This is a genomic window from Kitasatospora sp. NPDC001225 (assembly GCF_053597855.1).
This window is the reverse complement of record NZ_JBSFJC010000045.1, coordinates 39,979-62,160: the sequence shown is the minus strand read 5'-3', so window position 1 is coordinate 62,160 and position 22,182 is coordinate 39,979. Positions and strand designations below refer to the sequence as shown.

General features: G+C 70.5%; 10 protein-coding genes. 2 read left to right on the top strand and 8 right to left on the bottom strand.

The window, feature by feature from the left end; all coding sequences use genetic code 11:
- Positions 1-250 precede the first annotated feature (250 nt).
- The 3 genes from ACWDCZ_RS18005 to ACWDCZ_RS17995 all read right to left on the bottom strand — a co-directional run bounded on the left by ACWDCZ_RS18005 (position 251) and on the right by ACWDCZ_RS17995 (position 5,260).
- On the bottom strand, positions 251-1,777 hold the full coding sequence (locus ACWDCZ_RS18005) for an ArnT family glycosyltransferase (RefSeq protein ID WP_234348350.1): 1,527 nt from the start codon (positions 1,775-1,777) through the stop codon (positions 251-253).
- Positions 1,778-1,926: 149 nt separating this feature from the next.
- Positions 1,927-3,834, bottom strand: a complete 1,908-nt coding sequence (gene dxs, locus ACWDCZ_RS18000; protein WP_387825953.1) for a 1-deoxy-D-xylulose-5-phosphate synthase — start codon at positions 3,832-3,834, stop codon at positions 1,927-1,929.
- Between the two features lie 247 nt (positions 3,835-4,081).
- Positions 4,082-5,260 carry an ROK family transcriptional regulator gene (locus tag ACWDCZ_RS17995; protein WP_449816362.1) on the bottom strand — a complete coding sequence of 393 codons (1,179 nt, stop codon included), beginning with the start codon at positions 5,258-5,260 and terminating at the stop codon, positions 4,082-4,084.
- A gap of 472 nt (positions 5,261-5,732) precedes the next feature.
- On the opposite strand from ACWDCZ_RS17995, the gene ACWDCZ_RS17990 reads away from it, so the two are divergent.
- A complete protein-coding gene (locus ACWDCZ_RS17990; protein WP_117489916.1) occupies positions 5,733-7,412 on the top strand; it encodes an outer membrane protein assembly factor BamB family protein in 1,680 nt (559 codons plus the stop codon).
- Between the two features lie 185 nt (positions 7,413-7,597).
- Positions 7,598-10,177: an aminopeptidase N gene (gene pepN, locus ACWDCZ_RS17985; RefSeq protein WP_074005616.1), complete on the top strand. Its 2,580-nt coding sequence runs from the start codon at positions 7,598-7,600 to the stop codon at positions 10,175-10,177.
- Between the two features lie 144 nt (positions 10,178-10,321).
- On the opposite strand, the gene ACWDCZ_RS17980 is transcribed toward pepN, so the two are convergent.
- The 5 genes from ACWDCZ_RS17980 to ACWDCZ_RS17960 all read right to left on the bottom strand — a co-directional run bounded on the left by ACWDCZ_RS17980 (position 10,322) and on the right by ACWDCZ_RS17960 (position 22,032).
- On the bottom strand, positions 10,322-10,549 hold the full coding sequence (locus ACWDCZ_RS17980; protein WP_030238515.1) for a hypothetical protein: 228 nt from the start codon (positions 10,547-10,549) through the stop codon (positions 10,322-10,324).
- 9 nt (positions 10,550-10,558) lie between these two features.
- Positions 10,559-12,742 (bottom strand): 4-alpha-glucanotransferase, encoded by a 2,184-nt coding sequence (malQ, locus tag ACWDCZ_RS17975; protein ID WP_449816361.1) that lies wholly within the window; start codon positions 12,740-12,742, stop codon positions 10,559-10,561.
- 266 nt (positions 12,743-13,008) lie between these two features.
- The gene (locus ACWDCZ_RS17970; RefSeq protein ID WP_449816360.1) at positions 13,009-13,452 is read right to left on the bottom strand and encodes a hypothetical protein; all 444 of its coding nucleotides are present in this window, start codon (positions 13,450-13,452) and stop codon (positions 13,009-13,011) included.
- 625 nt (positions 13,453-14,077) lie between these two features.
- Positions 14,078-14,767, bottom strand: a complete 690-nt coding sequence (locus ACWDCZ_RS17965; protein ID WP_449816359.1) for a hypothetical protein — start codon at positions 14,765-14,767, stop codon at positions 14,078-14,080.
- Positions 14,767-22,032, bottom strand: coding sequence for an RHS repeat-associated core domain-containing protein (locus tag ACWDCZ_RS17960; RefSeq protein WP_449816358.1), 7,266 nt, complete (start codon positions 22,030-22,032; stop codon positions 14,767-14,769). Before ACWDCZ_RS17960 ends, ACWDCZ_RS17965 begins: the two co-directional genes overlap by 1 nt.
- Positions 22,033-22,182: the final 150 nt, after the last annotated feature.

Here is a 22,182-nt window from a genome sequence, read left to right as displayed (position 1 = left end):
GAGGGCCTCACGGTGGGGTTAACCGGCAAGGCATTCCACCCCCCCGGGGGGGCCGGGGTCCCCGCTAACCCCCCCCCCCCAACACGGTGGCGCCCGGGTCACCATGCGGACACCGGGGCTCCTCCGTGTGTACGGGGCTGCCGCCCGGACGCGGCGTGTACGGCGTTTCCGCCCGAGGTCCTGTGTACGGCGCTGCCGCCGGGAACCCGGCGTGTACGGCGTTTCCGCGAGGAACGGGGTACGGGCCGCCTCAGTGCTTGAGGCGGTACACCACGGTGTCGGCGAAGACACCGACCATCTCGTAGTGGGTGTCCAGCAGGTTCTCGATCCGGGGGACCATGACCGGCTGGTACGGGGCGATGCCGGAGTCGTCGACCACGACCTCGGGCAGGCCGTTGGCCAGCTCCTTGTCGAAGGTCTGCCAGGCGTTGGAGACGCTGAACTGCTCGCCGACGTTCTGGTTGCCGTCCTTGCCGCCGCTGTAGTTGGTGAGGAAGCCGGCGGTCAGGTAGCGGGTGGCGGGCTTGCGGTCGGCCAGCCAGTACAGCTCGGGGTGCATGCCCCAGACCAGCACGGTGTCCTTGGGGGTGGTCTGGGCGGCGACGGCGGTGGCGACCTCGGTGGTGCGGTTGAGCCGCTCCCCCGGCCAGGCCAGCGCCAGGCTCCAGAACACCGTGGCGGCGGCCGTGGTGTACAGCAGGACGGGCTTCCAGCGGATCGCCGAGGTGGCGACCGCTCCGGTGCCCAGCAGCACCAGCGGCGGGATCAGCTGGAGGTAGTAGTGGCCGAAGAAGTGGAAGCCCACGCTGACCGCGACGACCGAGGAGAGCAGCCAGACCCACAGGTCGGTGGTCGAGCCGTGCTCCTCGCCGGCCACCGGCAGCGGGCGGTGGCGGTGCTTGAGCCAGAGCCGGCGTCCGACCGGGAGCAGGAAGCCCAGGCCGGCCGCGGCCAGGATGGCCGAGTTGCCGAAGGCCCGGCCGAGCATCTGGAGCCAGGCGCCGCCGAAGGAGGCGTAGTCGCCGCTGCCGGTGACCACCCAGAAGAGGAAGCCCTTGGGCTTGGTGAGGATCACCGCGACCAGCGCTATCGGCAGGGTGAAGCCGAACCCGATCTTGAACAGCGCGGGCGGCCAGCGCACCCCGCGCCGGCGGGCGTCCTGGAACAGCATCCAGAGCACCGGCAGCAGCACCGCGCCGCCGGTCTGCTTGGTCAGTGAGCAGAGGGCGACCGCGATGCCCGCGGCCAGCCAGCGGCGCCGTTCGGCGTACCGGAAGGCGGCCACCATGGCGGGCAGCATGAAGACCTCGAAGGTCGCCGCCTGGGTGTCCTCCGGGGAGAGCCCGATGGAGACCAGCAGGTAGAGCAGTCCGGCCCCGGCCCCGGCCCGGTTGCCCCAGCGGCCGCGGGCGATCGAGGCCAGCAGGATCGCGGTGACCAGGTGGGCCACCACCGCCAGGGTGCGCAGCGGCCAGAGCGAGGCGGAGCCGAAGACCGCGAAGCAGGCCTGGTAGAGCCAGGGCAGCAGCGGTGGTTTGCGGTCCACCACGGTGTCGTACAGCACCCCGCCGTCCGCCAGCATCCGGGCCTGGGTGGCCAGGAAGCCCTCGTCCGGGCTCCAGACGGGCCGGGCGAAGGAGGGGATGTGGGTGAGCAGCGCGACCAGCGCGAGCACCGGCACCAGCCTGGTCCAGTACCCGGTGAGAACACGGGTACGGACGCGCTCGGGCAGGCGCTCGGCCAGTCCGGTGAGGCGGAGGCGGGTGGGGGTCGGCACGGGTGACAACCTACCGGGCGGGATCGGCGCCGGTGGCGCCGGTCCCGCCTTTCAGTGCGATTGTCAGCTTGTTCCGTGACGAACTGTTACGGAGTTACGACAAACGGTCGTCTGCGGAACGGGTGACCGCTCCCCCGGACGGCCTCCGGTCAGGCCTTGACCGGCGCCGCGTCCAGCTTGGCGACCAGAGCCGTCACCTTTCGGGCGATGTCCGGGGCGTTCAGGCCGATCTCGGCCAGGATCTCGGCCCGGCTGGCGTGGTCCAGGAACTCCTGCGGGATGCCGAAGTCGCGCACCGGCAGGTCCACGTCCGCGTCCCGCAGCGCCTGCGCCACGGCGGCGCCGACGCCGCCCACCCGGCCGTTGTCCTCGATCGTGACGACCACCCGGTGCTCGGCGGCCAGGCCCGGCAGGGCCGCGTCCACCGGCTTGACCCAGCGCGGGTCCACCACGGTGGCGGTGACGCCCTGGGCGGCCAGCAGGTCGGCGACCTCCAGGCTGGTGGGGGCCATCGCGCCGACCGAGACGATCAGCACGTCGGCGCGGTGGGCGCCGGAGGGCTCCTCGGCGGCGCGCAGCACGTCCATGCCGCCGATCCGGCCGACCGCGGGGACGGCCGGGCCGACCGTGCCCTTGGAGTAGCGGACCACGGTCGGGGCGTCCTTGACCTCGACGGCCTCGCGCAGCTGCGCGCGGACCTGGTCGGCGTCGCGCGGGGCGGCCAGCCGCAGGGTCGGGATGATCTGCAGCATCGACATGTCCCACATGCCGTTGTGCGAGGCGCCGTCGTCGCCGGTGACGCCGGCCCGGTCCAGGACGAAGGTGACGCCCAGCTTGTGCAGGGCGACGTCCATCAGGACCTGGTCGAAGGCCCGGTTGAGGAAGGTCGCGTAGACCGCGAACACCGGGTGCAGGCCGTTGGTGGCCAGGCCGGCCGCGCTGGTGACGGCGTGCTGCTCGGCGATGCCGACGTCGAAGATCCGGTCCGGGAAGGCCTCGGCGAACGGGGCCAGGCCCACCGGGTGGAGCATCGCGGCGGTGATGCCGACGATGTCCTCGCGCTCGTGGCCGAGCGCGACCATCTCCTCGGCGAAGACCGAGGTCCAGCTCCGGCCGCCACCGCTCGTGATCGGCAGGCCGGTCTCCGGGTGGATCTTGCCGACCGCGTGGAAGCGGTCCTCGTCGTTGTTCTCGGCGGCGTGGTAGCCGCGGCCCTTCTCGGTGAGGCAGTGCACGATCACCGGGCCGCCGAAGCCGCGCGCCTTGGTCAGCGCGGACTCCAGGGCGGCCATGTCGTGGCCGTCGATCGGGCCGATGTACTTGAGGCCGAGGTCCTCGAACATGCCCTGCGGGGCGATGAAGTCCTTGAGGCCCTTCTTGGCGCCGTGCAGCGTCTCGAACAGCTGCTGGCCGACCACCGGGGTGCGCTGGAGCGCGTCCTTGCCCCAGGACAGGAAGCGCTCGTAGCCCTGGGTGGTGCGCAGGGTGGCGAGGTGGTTGGCCAGGCCGCCGATGGTCGGGGAGTACGAGCGCTCGTTGTCGTTCACGACGATGACGAGCGGGCGGTCCTTGGCGTCGGCGATGTTGTTGAGCGCCTCCCAGGCCATGCCGCCGGTGAGCGCGCCGTCGCCGATCACCGCGACGACCGGGTCGTTCTTGCCCAGGATCTGGTTGGCCTTGGCCAGGCCGTCGGCGTACGAGAGGACCGTGGAGGCGTGCGAGTTCTCGATCACGTCGTGCTCGGACTCGGCCCGGGACGGGTAGCCGGACAGGCCGCCCTTCATCCGCAGCCGGGAGAAGTCCTGGCGGCCGGTGAGCAGCTTGTGGACGTAGCTCTGGTGGCCGGTGTCGAAGAGGATGCGGTCGCGCGGGGAGTCGAAGACCCGGTGCAGCGCGATGGTGAGCTCCACCACGCCGAGGTTGGGCCCGAGGTGGCCACCCGTCTTGGAGACCTCGGTCACCAGGAAGGTCCGGATCTCCTGGGCCAGTGCGGCCAGCTGTCCGGGCGTGAGCCGGTCGAGATCGCGCGGTCCCCGAATGCGGGTCAGCAGGGCCACCCGTTCCTCCTCGTTCAGTGTTCGCGGACCACGGACGGTCCGACGGGCGTCGCTGCCCGGTCCGGCGGCAGTCCGACGGTCCGGCCGGTGGCGACCGGTCGAGTCTAATGTCCGCCTGCCGGACACCAAGCGGCGCGCCCGGTGCCACCGTTCGGTTACCGCCATTCCGGGAGGTCGGGCCGGGAAGCCGGGTCACCTCAGGTTGACGTACAGGCGTTTGAATACGCGGGCGGACCGGACGGCGGTGTCAGCCGCGGCCCAGCGCGCCCGACTCCCCCATCTCGCTCATCACCAGGGCCAGCGCGCCGAGCACCTCGGCCCGGCCGCCGAGGGTGCCGGGGACGACCGAGAGCTGACGGGCGGCGCTCGGGATCGCGTACCGGGCCACCGAGTCCCGGATCGGGGCGAGCACCAGCTCACCGGCCTCGGCGAGGTCCCCGCCGAGGATCACCCGGCGGGGGTTCAGCAGGTTGCAGAGGGTGGCGACGCCGGTGCCGATCTGCCGGCCCGCGTCGGCGATCACCCGGCGGCAGCCGAGGTCGCCCTGCTGGGCCAGCTCGACCACCCGGGGCAGGCTGAGGTCCTGGCCGAGGGTGGGGGCGAGCAGCGAGAGCAGGTAGCGGGAGCCGACGAAGGTCTCCAGGCAGCCGCGGTTGCCGCAGCGGCAGACCGGCCCGGCCTCGTCCAGGGTGATGTGCCCGATCTCACCCGCGGTGCCGCCCGGGCCGCGGTAGATCTGGCCGTTCACCACCAGCCCGGCGCCGACCCCGCTGGCGACCTTGATGTAGGCGAGGTCGCTCAGCCCGCGGCCGGCGCCCCAGACCAGCTCGCCGAGCGCACCCAGGTTGGCGTCGTTGTCCACGTGCACCGGCATGCCGAGCCGCTCGGCCAGCTCCCGGCCCGGGGCGATGCCCGTCCAGCCGGGCAGGATCGCGGTGGAGCCGAGCGCGCCGGTCTCCACGTCGATCGGGCCGGGCACGCCGAGGCCGACGCCGATCACCTTGTCGGAACGGAAGCCCGCCTGCGTCAGCAGCCGCTCGACCATCGCCTCGGCGCGGTCGAAGCCCTGCTGGGCGGAGACGTCGACGTCGATCGGGGCGCTCTCCTCGGCCAGCACCCGGTGGGCCAGGTTCCCGACCGCGACGCGCAGGTGGGTGTGGCCGAAGTCGATGCCGACCACGATGCCGGCGTCCCCGCTGAGCGAGACGCTGCGGGCGCGGCGGCCGCCGGAGGAGGTGTCGGCGACCACGACGGTGCCGCTCTCCTTCAACTCCCGCACGATGTTGGACACGGTGGCCGCGGACAGTCCGGTGCCGCGGGCGATCTCGGCCTGGGTCAGCGAGCCGGCCATCCGCACCGCGCGGAGCACCCGTTCCAGGTTCGCCCGGTGCAGCGACGACTGCGAGCCCGGTGTGTCCGTCGACATGATCCACCCTCCCAGGGCGGGGACCCCTCCGCCGGGCGTCCCCTTCAACTCCTGAAGGGTACGGCCCGGGGGCCCGGGCGGGGATCCCGGCTGCGGCGGGCGGGCGCGCAGGGAGGCGCGGACGGCGGCCGCCCGGCGCGGGCCGGCGAGCGGGGGCGCGCAGGTGGGGGCGGGGTGTTCGGGGGGTGAAGGTGTTGCGCGGCCTGGACCTGCGGGGACGGGGAACCGCTGTCCTGGCGACGGCCGAAAACCACGCACCACTAACATGGTGCCACTTCTCACCCGTCCCATCGGGGCCGTGGACGGCACCGCCAGGGGGACGCATCCAGACATGACGGGGAATCAGATGGCAGGGGATCACCCTACGCCGGGTGCAGGCGAAACGCCCGGCAGCGGTCCGCAGGACAACCGGGGCGTCTCGTTCGGGCGCCCGCCGGGCGGCGGTGTCGATCCGGCCGCCGTCGCGGACCAGATGACGCAGCTCGACGGCGCCGCCGTCCCGGGGCAGGTCACCCCGGGCCCGGTCGCGCCCGCGGGCCCGCCGCCCGGCCAGCCGCCGGCACCGCCCGTGCAGCCGCCCGCGCAGCCGTCGGTCGGCAGCCCGGAGTACGCGGCGTACGCGCCGACCGCCCCCGGGTTCCCCAGCCAGGCCCCGCCGCCGCCCGGTGCCGCGCCGGTCGGCCCGTACGACCCGGTCCCCGGTGCCCCGTACGGTGCCCCGGACGCCGGGCAGGCCTACAACCCGGGCGGCTACAACTACCCGCAGCAGCCCGGGTACGGCTACCCCGTCGCACCGGTCGCGCCCAAGCAGCGCAACCCGGTGATGCTGTGGGGCGGGATCATCGGCGGTGTGCTGGCGATCTCGATCGTGGTCGCCCTGGTCGTCCTGCTCAAGGACCCCAAGCCCGCCCCCGACCCGGGCCCGGACCCGGTCAGCACCGGCACCACCGACAACGGCGGGACCAGCAGCGGCCCCACCCCCGGCCCCGCTCCCAAGGGCGCCACCTTCAACGTCGCCTGGAGCGCCCCCAAGCCGGCCAACGCGGACAGCTCGAACCAGATGCTCGGCGTCTGGGGCACCGACAAGCTCGCGGTGCGCGTCGACAGCTCCGGGATCAGGGCCTTCAACCTGACCGACGGCAAGGAGGCGTGGACCATCGCCGCCCCGGCCGGCAGCAAGGAGCTGTGCACCGCCTCGTACGCCGCCAACTCCAAGGGCGTCGCCGCCGTCTCCTTCAACACCGGTGACAGCGACTGCTCCACCGTCGGCGCCATCGACCTGACCCAGGGCAAGCTGCTCTGGAGCGTCAAGGTCTCGGCCGACCGGATGTCCTCGCCGACCCTCAGCGTCACCGAGAACGTCGTCGCCGTCGGCGGCAACGCCGTCGCCGCCCTGAACATCGCCAACGGCCAGCCGGCCTGGCAGTACCAGCCGCGCGACAAGGACTGCGTCCTGCGCGGCAAGGCGGCCGGCGCCCAGATCGCGGTCAGCGACCGCTGCTACGGCACCAGCGGCCCGAAGTCGCAGCTGGTCATCGTCAACGCCGAGACCGGCAAGCCGGCCAGCACCCCGATCACCCTCACCGGCAACATCGAGGAGGTCGACTCGGTCGTCCAGGACAAGCCGCTGGTGCTGCTGATGGGCAACGGCCCGCAGGGCGACTACGTCCTGCCGTTCGACAAGGACAACAAGCCGGGCACCCAGATGTCCGTCAAGGAGCCCGGCGCGGACAGCCTGCGCCTCTCCGGCCAGAACGAGGCCCTCACCCGCAACGTGGTCAGCGGCACCACGCTGTACGTCCAGGTCAGCGGCGGCAAGCCGGGCATCAACGCCTACGACCTGAACACCGGCAAGCGGCTGTGGTCGGCCAACTCCGGTTCGACGAGCAACGACATGCGCCTGGTGGCCGGGACCGACAAGGACGGCAAGGTCCGCGCGATCGTCGACCAGGGCTACAACAAGCCGGCCCGGCTGGTGACGCTCTCCCCGACCGACGGCTCGATGTCCGACCTCGGCACCATGACGATGCCGAGCAGCATGGGCATCGGCAGCAGCACCTCCGAGTACCTGGTCTCGGACGACGGCGCCGCCGTCTACGCGTTCCGCCGCTACAGCGCCAGCGACGGTCCGCTGACCAAGTGGAAGAAGTGACGCCGGGGCGCCTCCGGGGCTGATCCCGGGGGCGTGACCCCTCGTCGCGGGCCGCGCGGCGACCGACACGGGCGGGGCGGGCACGGGCTGATCGCCCGAGCCCGCCCCGCCTGTGATTTTTCGGCCGCCCCGTCCGTTGGACGTGCGAGGATTCGGACCATCAGTCTGACAAAGGAGTGCAGCGAGTGCCCGGCACAAACCTGACCCGTGAGGAGGCCCGCACCCGGGCCGACCTCCTCCACGTGGACGCGTACGACATCGAGCTCGACCTCGGTTCGGCCCGCGAGGGCGGTACCTTCCGGTCCACCACCGTGGTCCGGTTCACCGCCACCACCCCGGGGGCGGAGACCTTCATCGACCTCGTCGCCCCGAGCGTCGAGGAGATCACCCTCAACGGCGTGCGGCTCGACCCGGCGACCTTCGCCGACAGCCGCATCCCGCTGCCGGGCCTCGCCGCCGAGAACGAGCTGCGGGTCGTCGCGAACTGCGAGTACACCAACACCGGTGAGGGCCTGCACCGGTTCGTCGACCCGGTCGACGGCGAGACCTACCTGTACACCCAGTTCGAGGTGCCGGACGCCCGCCGGGTCTTCGCCAACTTCGAGCAGCCCGACCTGAAGGCCGCGTTCGCGTTCACCGTGACCGCGCCGGAGGGCTGGGTCGTGGTCTCCAACTCGCCGACCCCGGAGCCGGTCGGCGAGGGCGACACCCGGGTCTGGACGTTCGAGCCCACCGGCCGGATCTCCACCTACATCACCGCGCTCGTCGCCGGCCCGTACGTCGGGGTCTTCGACACCTACGAGAACGGCGAGCAGAAGGTGCCGCTGGGCGTCTACTGCCGGCCCTCGCTGCGCGAGTTCCTGGACCCGGAGGCCGTCTTCGAGGTCACCAAGCAGGGCTTCGACTACTTCCAGGAGAAGTTCGACTTCCCGTACCCGTTCGCCAAGTACGACCAGCTCTTCGTCCCGGAGTTCAACGCCGGCGCGATGGAGAACGCGGGCGCCGTCACCCTGCGCGACCAGTACGTGTTCCGCTCCAAGGTCACCGACGCCGCGTACGAGGCCCGGGCCGCGACGATCCTGCACGAGCTCGCCCACATGTGGTTCGGCGACCTCGTCACCATGGAGTGGTGGAACGACCTCTGGCTCAACGAGTCCTTCGCGACCTACGCCGAGGCGGTCTGCCAGGCCGAGGCCCCGGGCTCCAAGTGGCCGCACTCCTGGACCACCTTCGCCAACCAGATGAAGACCTGGGCGTACCGGCAGGACCAGCTGCCGTCCACCCACCCGATCATGGCGGACATCAACGACCTGGAGGACGTCCAGGTCAACTTCGACGGCATCACCTACGCCAAGGGCGCCTCGGTGCTCAAGCAGCTGGTGGCGTACGTCGGCCAGGACGCCTTCTTCCAGGGCGTGCAGGCGTACTTCAAGCGCCACGCCTGGGGCAACACCCGGCTCAGCGACCTGCTCGGCGCCCTGGAGGAGGCCAGCGGCCGCGACCTCAAGGCCTGGTCCAAGGCCTGGCTGGAGACCGCCGGCATCAACGTGCTGCGGCCCTCGATCGTGCTCAACACCGACGGCGAGATCGAGTCCTTCGCGGTGCTCCAGGAGGCCCCCGCGCTGCCCGCCGGCGCCAAGGGCGAGGCCGTGCTGCGGCCGCACCGCATCGCGATCGGCCTGTACGAGCTGAACGGCGACGCGCTGGTGCGCACCGACCGGATCGAGCTGGACGTCGACGGCCCGCGCACCGAGGTGCCCGAGCTGGTCGGCCGGCACCGCCCGGCCGTCGTGCTGCTGAACGACGACGACCTCTCGTACGCCAAGATCCGGCTGGACGAGGACTCGCTGGCCGTCGTCACCGAGCACCTCGGCGGCTTCACCGAGTCGCTGCCGCGCGCGCTGTGCTGGGCCTCCGCCTGGGACATGACCCGCGACGGCGAGCTGGCCGCCCGCGACTACCTGGCGCTGGCGCTGTCCGGCATCGGGCGCGAGAGCGACATCGGCGTGGTGCAGTCCGTGCACCGCCAGGTCAAGCTCGCCCTCGACGCCTACACCGACCCGCAGTGGCGCGAGCAGGGCCTCGACCGCTGGGCCGCCGCCGCGGAGGAGCACCTGCGCGCCGCCGAGCCCGGCAGCGACCACCAGCTGGCCTGGGCCCGCGCCCTCGCCTCGGTCGCCCGTACCGACGGTCAGCTGGGCCTGCTCGCCGGGCTGCTGGACGGCTCGGTCGAGATCAAGGGCCTCGCGGTGGACACCGAGCTGCGCTGGACCCTGCTGGTGCGCCTCGCCGCCACCGGCCGGGCCGACGAGGCCGCCATCGCCGCCGAGCTGGAGCGGGACAACACCGCGGCCGGCCAGGAGCACGCGGCCACCTGCCGCGCCGCCCGGCCGACCGCCGGGGCCAAGGCGGAGGCCTGGGCGTCGGTGGTGGAGTCCGACAAGCTGACGAACTATGTGCAGGAGGCCGTCATCGCCGGCTTCCAGCAGTCCGACCAGCGTGAGCTGCTCGCGCCGTACGCGGCGAAGTACTTCGCGGCGGTCAAGGGCGTCTGGGAGACCCGCAGCCACGAGATCTCGCAGCAGATCATCGTCGGGCTGTACCCGGCCCTCCAGGTGACGGCCGCGACCCTGGAGGCCACCGACGCGTGGCTGGCCTCGGCCGAGCCGGCCCCGGCGCTGCGGCGCCAGGTCGTCGAGGCCCGGGCGGGCGTCGAGCGCGCGCTCAAGGCCCAGGCGGCCGACCGTGCGGCGGGCGGCCGCTGACGGTCTCCTCGCAACCGCGAAGGGGCGCCGGACGGGATCGTCCGGCGCCCCTTCGCGGTCTTGCGGGCCTTGCGGGTGGTGCGGGCTCTGCAGGTCGTACGGGACCTGCGGGTCGTGCGAGTCCTGGGGACGTCTGCGCGGGTGTTACTTCTTCTTGCCCTTGCCGTAGGGCAGGCCCGCCAGACCGGCGATCACCGCGAAGGCGACCAGCGGGAGAAACACGTACAGGCCGAGGGTCTGGCCCACACTCAGGCCGGAACCGGGGTCATCACCGTCGTCCCTGGTGAAGGCCATGGCGGGCGACGACAGCAGCATCATCAGCGTGACCGTTGCGGAGACCGCGCCGGCTCGCAAAGCGTTCCTCTTGTCCACGTTTCCAACTTACCCGCCGCTTACGGGGGCGCGCTCGTCGGGGTCGGTCGGGCGGGACGGGAGGACGTGCCTCGGGGCCGACCCGGCGGAACCGCGCGGGGCCAGGAGCCAGGCGAGCAGGCCGGCGGCCGGGGCGGTGGCCAGCCGTTCGAGGGTGACCGGGTCGCCGGAGCCGTCCGCAACCGGCAGGCGCCAGTTCGGGTACTGGTCCCAGGTGCCGGGCAGGTTCTGCGGACGCGGGTCCCCGACCAGGTCCGGCAGCCAGACCCCGACCAGCTCCGCCGGGGTGGCCCGCAGGAAGCGGTACAGCACCGGCATCGTCAGCGGCTCGCCCTCGGCCAGCAGCCCGAGCCGGCCCAGCTCGGCCCGCCAGTCCGCCAGCTCCGCCGCCGCCTGCCCCTGCTCCTCCCCCAGCGGCCGGGCCAGCAGGCCCAGCCGGTGCCGCAGCTCGACGTGCTCGCCGGAGAGCCGGGCCGCGGTGCTGGGCAGGTCGTGGGTGGTGAGGGTGGCCAGGCAGCCGGACCGCCAGCGGTCCGGGCCGAGGATCGCGCCGTCGCCCCGCCAGTCCCGCTCGAACCAGAGCACGGACGTGCCGAGCACCCCGCGCGCCGCCAGCTCCTCCCGCACCCCCGGCTCCACCGTGCCGAGGTCCTCGCCGATCACCGCCGTCCCCGCCCGGTGCGCCTCCAGCGCCAGCACGCCGAGCATCGCCTCGGCGTCGTAGCGCACGTACGCGCCCTCGGTCGGCGGGTGCCCCTGCGGCACCCACCAGAGCCGGAACAGGCCCATCACGTGGTCGATCCGCAGGGCCCCCGCGTGCCGGGCGGTGGCCCGCAGCAGCTCCGCGTACGGGGCGTAGCCGGCTTCGGCGAGCGCGTCCGGGCGCCAGGGCGGCAGGCCCCAGTCCTGGCCGTGGGCGTTGAAGGCGTCCGGCGGGGCACCGACCGAGATGCCGCCGGCCAGCACGTCCTGCAGCGCCCAGGCGTCCGCGCCGTCCGGGTGGACGCCGACGGCCAGGTCGTGGATCAGGCCGACCGGCATGCCGGCCTCGCGGGCCGCCCGCTGGGCGTGGGCGAGCTGCTGGTCGACCTGCCAGGCGAGCCAGCGGTGGAACTCGACCCGCTCCTCGAGCTCCTTGGCGGCGTGCTCGACCTGTGGGCCGTCCGGGTGACGCAGCCCCTTCGGCCAGTGGTGCCAGTCGGTGCCGTGCTCCTCGGCCAGGGCGTTCCACAGCGCGTGCCGGTACAGCCACTCGCCCTCGCGGAGCCGGTACGCGTCGTACTCGGCCTGCCGCCCGGGGCCGCGCGGCACCTCGTGCAGCAGCTCCAGGGCCTCGCGCTTGAGCTGCCAGACGGCGTCCCGGTCGATCAGGGCGTCGTGGACCAGCACCTCGTCGCGCAGCCGGGCGGCCCGCCGGGTCAGCTCCTCGGCCTGCTCGCGCCCGGCGCCGGTCAGGTAGGCGTACTCGGGGACGGCCTCGATCCGCAGGTGCACCGGGTCGGCGAAGCGGCGCGAGGACGGGCGGTACGGGGACGGGTCGGAGGGGGCGCCGGGCAGGGCCTGGTGCAGCGGGTTGATCTGCACGAAGCCCGCGCCGAGGCCGGCCCCCGCCCACCGGGCCAGCTCGACGAGGTCCCCGAGGTCGCCCATGCCCCAGGAGCGCTCGGAGAGCACGGAGTACAGCTGGGCGAGGAACCCCCAGCTGCGGCCCGGGAGTTGCGGCAGCCGCTCGGGGGCGACCACCAGCGCGGCCCGCGCGGTCCTCGTGCCGGTTTCCGCCACCAGGACATGCATTCCCAACGGCAGGTCCCCCGGCACCCAGTGCGAGTGCCCCCGGGGCAGCTCCCAACTCCCGCCGTCCTCCAGCTCCACCCGCAACCGGGCGTCCGCCGGCACGTCCAGCGCCGTCCGCCGCCCCTGCCGGACCACCACGCACGGCGGCAGCAACCGGGCCCGCTGCCCGGCCCGGTGACGCTCCAGCGCCTCCCCCACCTCCTGCGGCGACCCGGCCGCCACCCCCATCGCCCCCAGCACCGCCACCAGCGTCCGCGCCCCCACCGCCTGCCCGCCCGGCCCCGGGTACCGGACGTCCACCCCGTACGCCCGCGCCAGCGCCACCAGTTCGGCGGGCGGCGGCGGGGCATCCTGCGCCGGTACCTGCTCGGCTCCGTCACTGTCGTGGTAAGCGGCCACTCGCGGCTCCTGCGATGTCTCGGCAACGCCCGTTCAGGACAGCCACAGTCCTACCCGCGTGACACCACGATCACCCAGCGCGACACAGCGTGAACCCTGCCAGACCGACCGAGGTCCCGCTCCACCATGTACAGGCGCGGCGGGACCCCTGGATCCGGAGGCGGGTCGGCCGGACGTACGGGCGTCGACGCGGAACCTGTCGGCAGGCAACGCAAAAGGTGCCCACCCCGCTCCGAACGGGGTGGGCACCTTCTCACTGACCCACGTCAGCCCTGCGGGTCATACTCCAGCAGCGCCGGGAAAGGCGCCCCGCCGACCCCCTCCATAGTCATGGAAACGCGTCTCCGACAGGATTCACCGAGCCACCTGATGAACTTTTCCAGGCTTGCGAAATCTTCGACACCTCCCACCGACCCGGGATCGAAAGTGAACTCGATCTCACAAACACGATAGAAGTAGCACCGGAACTCGATTCCACCCACCTCGACGGTCAGCTTTGCCGACGCATCATCATCACTCTCCAGAAGCGAAAAGAGTTCTGCCGGATCCCATATCTCAGGACTCGATTCAGAATCAATCTCAAGAGCGACCATGGCACCCAGCTCCGGGAGCGCCGACATCATCAGCTCCCATTCCTGGATTCCGATATCAAGTACAGAGATATCGCGCAGGGCACCGTCGACCTCGAAGTGATTCGGATCATATTCCACGGTCGACCACCTTCGACTCAAGAACTAGAGGAATCCAGCGAACGCCAGGGATCCGTTCGTCATATACCACCTGGCCCCCACCCTCCATCGATCTTGATATCAAGAGTCGCCCCTCCATATTTCTTCGGGTCCTTGGCGTGAGGATTGATCACCCTCTTCGCGCTCGGGTCGGTGAGAATTTCATGGATCATCTCCTCCCCGACCTCCGAGCGCTCCCTGTCCGTCAGTTTGCCAAAGCCGTACAGATCAATGCGCGCCTGACCCTACTTCTTCACGCTTGCCGGGCTCCGCGCGCTTCTACTGGGCACGTCCCATCTCGGTCGGCTGCCGGGAGAACCTCTTGGCCGCCATCCCTGAAAGATCGTCTTCAGTGGCGCTCATCAGGAAGTCATGGTGACAGCGGACCGCCTTGATGTAGTAGAGAATCAACTCACCCCACCATGCTGCTGGCCGGCAGGACGGCGACGCTCCACGTGCCGACGGCCTCGCGCTGCTGTCAAATCGACCAAGAGCCCTATGGGATCGTGATCCCATAGGGCTCTTGACTATCGGCCTTCTAGAGCCTTGCCGACGATTTGACGGGCTACGCCAACCTGGGCGCAATCCCTATGGCGACGAAATTACTTCATTCTGAATGATCCACCCTCTTGCCCACCCCCCTTTCATTCCATCTCCGAAGCATCTCATCTGATGCAGTGTTACCCAATCCGAACCGATTCTCCAGATCGAACCAAACACCGATCTCGAGGCGCAGACTGGGGTCAACCACCAGAGCCGACAAGGGCCGAAGAGCCGCCAGCATCTCTTCGATTTCAACCAGGCGACGAATGTCCTCATCCTCGGGCAGTTCGCATGATGCGGTCGGAGCTCCGGGCCAGTGGACGGACTCTTCCAGATTTCGCCCTTCCACGCGCCTTCGGTCAGCCGCAGCCAATGCCGCCTCCGGAGACAGCGAGACGACACCCAGCGCCGACCTGATCACATTGTCGACCTCGCCTTCGATGGGAATATCCACCACCCCCTTGAGCAGCGATGCCCGGACCAAGAGCCCCGCGATCAACACGACACCCCTAACCTCGGAAAGGTTGCCTGTTGAGGTGGCGAAGACCGTCGTCTCAATGCCGCACCTCAGCGCTTGCTTCCGCTCCTCCGGCAGAGCTTCCGAGAAGCGGCTGAGCCGAGATTCCAGTGATTCAATAACGAAGAACCACCAGTGGACAGGCGCGCCTTCTGGAAACCTGGCTTTCAGCCAACCGTTGCGCATTTCGGGATCCAAGGCGCAAAAGTCGAGAAAATCTTGTCGGGTGACGTCCACTACTTGCCTCCCAGGTTCGTTATTCCCCGCCGAAGAACTGGGACCCCAGCCCCCTCGAACGCGCGCACACCATTCATCAGGAACCCTTCAGAACATGTCTGACAGGGCGTGTAATGACCGGTGTGGTTGTTGATGTACTCAACGATTCCACGCTCATTTATGTGAGCCTCGCCTGCCCCAACCACCGCCCTTCCCTCGGTCAGGATAGGATGCTTGATGCCCGGCATCGCGGGTGCTATTCGGAGAGTCCCAGCGACGTCCACCGACCAGATATGGCGGCCTCCGGCCGAGACGGATTCATTGAAGGCCCCTGTGCCCGCTGCGGCGGGGGCGACACCTGAGAATTCTGCTTCGAGCATCTCCATCGAAAGCTTCTCTGGCTGATTGTTCTCAACCGGACCACAATTATGGACGAGTACCGGCATCGCACCTGCCAGCACATAGTACGTGTGGAGGAAGCTGACGGTGAGGTTGTGGGTGGTGACTGCGTAGGGGTAGTTGCGGACGGACTGGATGGTGAGGGTGGTGCCGTCGGGCTGGCGGAGCTGTTCGCCGGAGGTCAGTTCGCCGGCGTCGACCCACTGCTGGCGGGTCTCGCTCCAGTAGGGGTGGTGGTAGGTGGAAGTGATCTTCGACTGCTCGTCGGCCGGGGGGCCGCGGGGGCTGGTGTCGTCGGTGAGGGTGAGGTCGGTGAAGTCCTTGTCGTCGGGGGTGGTGATGGTGGCGGTCACCGGCTCGGGGTGGGTCTCGCCGGTCTGGGGGTCGGTCGCCATGACGATGTCGCCCTCTTGGATCTCCTCGATCGGCTTGAGGGTGCCGTCCCCCATCAGCACCCGGGTGCCGGTCGGGAAGCTGTTGCGGATCAGGGAGCAGCTCGAGGCGGCCTCGTCAGCTTCATGGGCTGCGGCTTTACCCTCTGTTCCTGCCGCGTCGGTCGCTGTTTCCTTTGCTGCTTTTTCTTCTGCTGCCTTGGCTGCCGCCTTTTCGGCTGCTCTGGCTTCGGCGGCGGCCGTCTTGGCGCCGACGTACGCGGCTTCGGCTTCCTTGGCCGCGCGTTCGCCGGAGCGGATGGCGGTGTAGGTCTTCTCGATCTCCTTGTAGATCTTGAGGGCCTGGATGCCGACCTTGACGGCCTTGAGGATCTTGCCCCAGGGCACCGCGTTGAGGGCGGTGTTGACGCAGCCCATCACGTCGCCCTTGGTGAAGCAGTCACGGGCGTCGTTGAAGCCGATCAGGTCGCCGATGATGTCGACCACCTTGTGCACGAGCTCGTCGCGCTTGCGCTTGGACTTGCGCACGGCGTCGTCAGCGGCGTCCTTCTTGTTCTTGGCGTCCGTAACCGCCGGGGTGACCGGCGGGGTCCCCTCGTCGGGGTCAGGCGTCGCCGCGGGCGGCTGTGGAGTGACTCCCGGAGCCAAGTTCCAGCCCGAGCACTCGGTGATCCGGTCGCAGTCGATGCGCAGGCCGTTGGCGTCCGACTTGTTGATCGGGCTGTTGTTGGCGTACGCGTAGGCGTTCCACTGCTGGGGGTCGTCGGCGACGGTGATGGGGTCGGGGCTGATGAAGCGGCCCGTCTTGGGGTCGTACTCGCGGGCACCGAGGAGGGTGAAGCCGGTGGACTTCTCCTTGGTGCCGCCGACGAAGCCCTTGTCCCCGGCCCAGACGCCCGCCGTCGGCTGGGTGCCGCGCTCGTTGCCGAACGGGTCCGTGGGACGCCGGACGTGGGCGAGCGTCGCCGAGTCGAACTGGACGCCGTTGGTGCCGTGCGGGTCCGCGCCCTGGTACGCCAGCTTGGACGCGCCGTTGGTCGTCGTACGCGTGACGGAGAGGCCGTTGGGCGCCCCGTAGGTGCGGACGTTGGTGACGACGTTGGCGTTGTTGGTGGTGTCCAGGGTGATCTGGTCCGCGCCCAGGTTGAGCGTGGTCTTGCCGGCCTCGCGACGGATCAGCTGGTTGCCCGACACGTCGTACAGGTAGCTGGTCGCACCGCTCTGGCCGGTACCGGTGATCTGGTCGAGCTTGCCCTGGGCGTTCCAGGTCAGTGACTTGGTGCCCGGAGTGTCGGTGATCGAGGTGGTGTTGCCCGCCGCGTCATAGGCGTACGAGGTCACCGCGGTGCCGGCCGGGCCGGTCTGGGTGGACTTCATCAGCGCGTGCGGACCGCCCGTGCCGCCGCCCGTCTTCGGGTCGGAGGACGGGGTGTTGGCGCCGGAGCCGAAGGTCTGGGCGGTGGTGACGTCCTTGGCGGTGTTGCCGGTGACGTCCTTCTGGACCAGCTTCGTGCGGTTGCCGATGAGGTCGTACTCGTACTGCTGCCAGTACGGCGCCGGGCCGCCGACGCTCGGCTTGCCGCCGCTCACCGACGGACCGTCGGTGTTGGTGCAGGCACCGACGCCGGGGACGCTCGGCTGCGGCCTGGTGGTCTGGGTGCCGGTGTCGGTCCAGGCCTGGGTGAGCCTCCCGAGGTAGTCGTGGGTGAAGCACTGCAGGTCGGCGACCTGGCCGTCCTGCGCGTCGCGGGCCGAGGTGACCTGGCCCATCGGGTTGTAGGTGTAGTCGACGGAGTCGACGTGGGCGGTCTCGGCGGTCTGCTTGTCCAGGATCGAACGCGTCACCCGACCGGTCGCGTCGTCGATCAGCATGGTGGCCACCACCTGGGTGCCCGCGCCGCCCATCGTGGTGCGGTACGGCCGGCCGTACGGGTCGTAACGGACATCGGCCACGAAGGTCGTGGCGGGCTCGTACCCGAAGACGCTGCTCAGGCCGACGAACTGTCCGACCGTGTCCGTGGCGAAGCTGAGCGTCTCCCGGCCCATCCCGGCCACTGCCGGCAGGGTCGTGGAGGTCAGGCGGCCTGCGTCGTCGTAGGTGTTGTCGGTCTGGTAGACGCCGGCGAGGCCCTTCTCCACGGCCGGGATGGTGGTCTTGGTACCGAGTTCGCGGTACCCGATGTCGTAGCCGGTGACTTCCGACTTGTAGATGTCTCCGGTCGTCCCGCCCACGTAGCGGGTCGTGGAGGTCGGCTTTCCCTTGGCCAGTGAGTCGTACGTCCAGGCGGCGACCTGCTTGGTCGGGTCGATCGCCGTGCCCTCGTAGGCCGCGACGTTGCGGCCCAGCAGGTCGGTGACGCTGGTGGCGCTCTTGCCCCGGGAGTCCGTGCCGGTGACGAGGTTCCTGCTGTCGTCGTACGTCGTCGTGCCGGTGCCCGAGTCCGGGTCGGTGGACTTCACCGGGCGGCCCAGCAGGTCGTACTCGTACGTCCACTGGTTGCCGGCCGCGTCCTTGCGCCAGGCCTCCTTGCCCTGCGGTGTGTAGCCGTAGGTGGTCTCGTCGTACGCACCGGTCGGAGTGTTGGCCTTGTACTGACGCAGCGCGACGGTGTTGCCACGGGCGTCCGACACCGTCGCGGAGGCGTAGCCGCCGGCCGGCGGGGTGGTGCGGACCTCGTCGGCACCGGGGTAGTCCGTGTGGCTGCGCCACTGCTCGACGCCATAGGACTGGAAGACCGAGTCGGTCACCCGGCCCGCGCCGTCGTACGTCTGGACGGTCTGGGACGGGATCTTCCCGTCCGGGTTCACACCGCCGTTCGGCAGGAAGAGCTGACCGCTGGGCTGCGCCTGGTCGTTGTAGTAGGCCGAACTCGTCTTGATCTGCCAGCCGTGCGAGTCGAACAGCGCGTCGGTGATCATGCGGCCGGTGGCACCCGACGGGGTGCTGGCCTGGGTCTGGCGGATCCGGCCGAGCCCGTCGTAGATGGTGAAGCTGGAGGTGTACGTCTTCAGGTCGCCCATCAGCGCCTGGCTGAGAACCTGCGAGGGCGTTTCGGCACCGTTGACCGAGTAGGAGAACTTGCGGTTCGGTCGGTTCGGGAACTTGGCCCGATCGTTGCCGGGGCTCCAGCCCGCCGAGGCGCGGCCGAGGGAGTCGAACTCCTGCTCGCTGATCCGGCCGTTCTCGTCCTTGATCTTGAGCGCCGAGCCACGGCCCACGTCCAGGGTGCTGACGGTCTGCCAGCCCATCGGATTGGTGTGGGTGATCTGGGTCGGCAGCTGCCCGGTGGCCGGCGAGTAGGCGGTCCTGGTCTCGGCACCGGTCGGGTGGGTGGCGTCGGTACGGGTCGGGTCGACGGTGCTGACGACCCGACCATAGTCGTCGAAGCTCACCCGGGCGGTGGCCCGGTAGACCGGCTTGCCCGCCGCGTCGTAGCGCTCCAGGACCTCGGTCGAGGTCTGCTCGGCCTTGGTACCGACCTTGCCGAGCGCCTGGCCGTCGAAGTAGGACCGGGTGTCGGCGACCGTGTTGTCCTTGGTCGGCGTCTGGCCGCAGGCGCCCTTCAGGACCAGGGTGCGCGAGGCCAGCTGCGTCGGCACGTCGCCGGGGCCGGTGGCGTACTCGAAGGAGGTGCAGAGCAGCTGCTCGGGGTGGGCGATGTCGCCGTTGTCGTAGACCGCCAGCGGGCGGGTGAACGGCGTCGAGTCGTACGTGGTGGAGCGCTCGCTGGTGCGCCAGGCACCACTGGCCAGCTTCTGGCGGGTGGTCACCTTCTGGGCGTTGACGGCCCGGGCGGTGATCTCCGGCATGCCGCCGGACTGGGCTCGGGTGGCCGTGATCGGACCGAGCCACGGCTCGGAGACCATGGTGGCCAGGACCTCGCCGTTGTCACCGGCGTAGCTGGCGGATTCGCGGACGAATCCGGCCAGGACGTTCTCGTCCTTGATGGTGCCGCCGTGGACGTCCTTCACGGACACCTGGCGGGCCGTCTTGTCGGCGAGGACATCACCGTCCATGCCGCGCAGGAAGGTGGCGGTCGACTTGGTGCGGGGCGCCTCGACACCACTTCCGCTGCCGGTGCGCGTGGTGACCGTCGCGTAGCCGCGGAACTGGTCCCAGGTACGGGACTTGGCGTCGGCCATCTCGGAGTCGTTGCGGTGCCAGGCCGCGCCGCCGCCGTACTCGTAGTCGGTGACGACCGCGGGCTGATTGCCGGCGACCGTGTCCTGCTGGGTGACCGACTGCACGATGATCTTGTTGAACCAGTCGTTGACCGGGTCCGGCGCGGTCTGTCCGGGCAGGTACCACTTGACCGGCATGCAGGCCATCGTGTTGCCGTCCTCGGACGCGGGCATCTTCCCGCCCGCCTCGCGCGAGCACTCGGCGGGCCGGTACACGATGTTGATCAGGCCACCGGTCTCGGTGGTGATCTTCTGGATGCGCGGACGATTGTACGGCTCGATCGAGGCCGACGTGCCGTCCGGCTTGACGATCTGACCCGCGACGCGGTTGGCGATCTGCAGCGGCTGGAAGTACACGGCCGGCAGGGTGAGCGGCGTGCGGTTGTTGGTGCCGGTGCGCTGGATCGAGTCCAGCCAGAGCGACGGTGAGGTGCCGTCACCCGGGTCCTGGAAGGACTGGTTGAGGGCGAAGGAGTCGACCGGACGGTACTTGGCACCGTCCCAGACCTCGGTGTCGACCTTCGTCAGGCGCTTGGTGGTCCAGAAGGTCGGCGAGTAGACGGTGCAGTCACCGGTCGCCTCGCAGTTCTGGTCGATCGGCGTGTCCGGCCAGCGCTTGGCGTTGTCCTTGTTCCGCAGGGACGGGTCGCAGCTGAAGTCCTTGGTGGACAGGCAGCGCTCCGCGGTGCGGAACCACACCTGGGCGGCCGGGTTGGCCTTGCCCTTGGCGGCGATCTGGTCGGGCAGGCGCTGGCCGTAACCGACCCAGGTCGGGTAGCTCGCCCGCTGGTACTGCGTCCGGGTGCCGTTGCCGTTGTTCTGGCCGCCGCCCCGGGCGTAGTAGTTCTGCTCCTGGTCGTACCGGTAGGTGATCAGGTTCTGGTGCGGGTCGACGACGTAGTCCAGCGACCACTGCCAACCCATCTGGTTCCAGGAGTTGGTGGCCGGCGAGCCCGTCTTCAGGCACGGGTCCTGGCCACCGGGCCAGTAGACCGGCACGGTGGAGACCGAGTTGCTGGCCTGGTCGGTGCCGTCGCCACCGGGCAGGTGGTTGGCTCCGAAGTAGTACTGGGTGCCCTCGGTGGTGGTGATCCGCCAGGCTTCGCCGTTCCAGGCACCGTTGTTCTGGCCGGTCAACCGCTCGACCTTGGTGCCGTCCTCACCCTGGAGGTGCCAGTCGCAGGACTTGTCGTCCTTGACCAGCTGGCCCGCATGCCCGGCGAGCGAGAGCTGGAGCAGGTCGCCGCCCCAGCACTGGTCGCCGGACTTGTCGATCCCGGCGTCCTTGCAGCCCTTGTAGCCGCGGACGATCGAGCCCGGGTGCCACTCCCAGCCCTCACCGATCCAGGACGGCTGGGCGTTGGTGGAGGCGGTCTTGCCGTCCACCGCGGAGGAGTCGTAACCGAACGAGACGTCGGGGGCCGGGCCGGCCAGTGCGGAGGGCAGCTCGGCGGTGTAGCCGTAGGTGAAGTTGCCCGCGTTGGCACCAGCCTGCCATGAGGCGGACGGGGTGATCGGTGATGCGCTGAAGTCACCGCTGTTGCCCTTGACGTCCGCCTCGACGGCGAGCGCCACCGTGGGAGAGGCCGCGGCCGGGCTCGCGAAGGCCCCGGAGGCGAAGGACTTGGCGGCCACGGAGGCGGTCGGCTGCGGGACGTCGACCTCGGCCACCAGGCGGCCGGTCGAGTCGTCCCGGTGCGACGCCACCGGGGTGCGGGTGGTGCAGCCGGCGGCTCCCGGAGTCGTCAGGGCGCAGCCGGGAAGTTGGACGATCCGGGCCCGTGACGCCCAGTTGGCGCCGGCGTTCTTTGCCCAGGCCTGGATGTCGATCCCGACCTCGACCCGGCCGGCTCCGGCGCCCGCACCGGTGTCGCTGACACCCACCAGGGCACCGTTCACGCCCGCCGCGTCGGCGCGGGGCCGGTCGGCCAACTCGACCTGGAGAGTCGAGGCCTGAGCGGCGGAGGCGGTGTCCTTGGCCGCGGGGGCGGCGGGCTTCGCGCCGGTCGCCGGTGCGATCCAGACCGGCAGCGAACCGGCCTGGACGGGCGCCGGAACCGAGGTCGCGTCAGCAGCCCTCGGCGCCAGGGCCGCTCCGGCTCCGGCAGCGCCGAGGACAGCGGTGGCCGTACCGGCCGGCGGGCTGGAGTCGGCCGGCGGCGACCACTTCTTGCCCGGGTCCGGCGTGTGGCCGACGGGCTTGTCATCGGCACCCTTGACCGGTCGGGCATCCGGCACCGGCGTGTTCGGTGGCACCCACACCTCGGGCGGGGCCGCCGCTTGGGCGACCGCCTCGATCGAAGGAAGTGTCACCACGGACATGGTGACGGCCAGCGCCGCCACCACGGCCACCCGCAGACTTCGCGGTCTGGTGAACAGGCGGACAGAACGGGACAACTGATCCCCCCAGAGATTGCCAAGCCTTGAATCGGGCCAGTCGCACCGGCCCAGGCCCCCGGCACC